Below are 1,575 nucleotides of genomic sequence, written 5' to 3' on the forward strand. Positions count from 1 at the left end.
TATGACAAGTATTAAGCTAATATTGACAAGCTTACTGTTAAGCACCATTTTGCTCGCTGCTTGTTCTGATAAGAAAAAGCCGGCCGTTATAACAAAATCTTCAGGCGATGTAAAATATACCTGCCCTATGCACCCGCAGATAATTGAAGATCATCCGGGCAGCTGCCCAATCTGTGGCATGACCCTGGTAAAAAAATCCGGCCAGGCCAGTGAGGGGGCGGGGCTCAGCCTTAATACGGTTTTACAATCGGTTAACAGCAATGTAATTTCTTCAGTCGGGGCAATTACACCCCTGCAAAAAGAAGTGACCACTGACATTTACGGTGATGGCTACCTGGATTTTGATACCCGGACATTTAACAACATCGCATCCCGTTTTTCGGGACGGATAGAAAAACTATACATCAAATATGCGTTCCAGGAAATACATACCGGTCAGCGCATTTTTGATATTTATAGTCTCGATATGGTAACCGCTCAACAGGAACTGATCTATCTTACAAAAAATTCAATCGGGGAAACAGAGCTGATCAATGCGGCCCGGCAAAAACTATTGCTGCTGGGTATGACACAAGTACAGGTAAACCAGGTAATTAAAACAGGAAAAGTATTTTACAGCCTCCCGGTTTATAGCCCTTATGAGGGGCATGTACATGATGTAGCGCACAGTCAAATGGCCGGATTGTCGGATACAAAACCACCATCTGATTTTGCTAACAATTTGCCGTTATCTACCAGGGAAGGCATGTATGTTGAAAAAGGACAAACCTTATTTAACGTTGTTAATCCGCACAGTTTATGGGCTGTTATAAAAATTGACAGGACAACTGTTTCCGGGTTAAAATTGAACCAGCGGGTGAAGATCAGTTTGCCGGATATACCGGGCAAAATAATTAACGGTAAAGTTAATTTTATCGAACCTGCTTTACAGGCTGGTGATAAAACCATCAGCATCCGGGTGTATATCAAAAATATGGACCATGCTTTAAAAGTAAACAGCCTGGTTAAGGCCACCATACAAACCGGCACGAGTCACGGATTATGGATCCCCAGATCGGCATTGACTGATTTGGGCCTCACAAAAGCCGTTTGGCTAAAAAAAGGTCCCTCCTACCAGGCTCACCAGGTTTTAACAGGTGCTGTAAACAACAATGATATACAAATTATAAATGGCTTATCATTAACAGACAGCATTGCATCAAATGCCCAATATTTAACAGACAGTGAAAGTTTTATTAAAACACAAGGCAATGATTAATATAAAAAAACACCTTTCTGTATTAAAATCGGTCAGCACCCTATCTTATATAATTCTGGTTGCTGTGCTATTTGACGCCTGTGGGCAAAAAAACAAACCGCAAGTGGTTGAAACATCAGGCAAAGCATCAAACAAAGCTTATTATACTTGTTCTATGCACCCGCAGGTGCATGAGGACCATCCCGGCAACTGTCCTATCTGTGGCATGAAACTAATCAAAGTTGAACTTACAGGCCCTGGAAGTACTACAGGTAACAAAATAATATTGACCGCAACGCACATCCAGCGGGCCGGTATTGCAACTGATACAGTAAGAG

At 42.1% G+C, this 1,575-nt stretch carries 2 protein-coding genes; both read left to right on the forward strand.

What is annotated here, in order from left to right:
* On the forward strand, positions 1-1,258 hold a 1,258-nt coding region (locus AC1DPZ_RS26880), incomplete at its 5' end, for a heavy metal-binding domain-containing protein (protein WP_477409280.1).
* Positions 1,251-1,575 (forward strand): heavy metal-binding domain-containing protein (locus AC1DPZ_RS26885; RefSeq protein ID WP_477409282.1); only part of this gene is annotated, 325 nt, incomplete at its 3' end. The genes AC1DPZ_RS26880 and AC1DPZ_RS26885, both read left to right, overlap by 8 nt.

Source organism: Mucilaginibacter sp. P4_G9, from assembly GCF_056400985.1.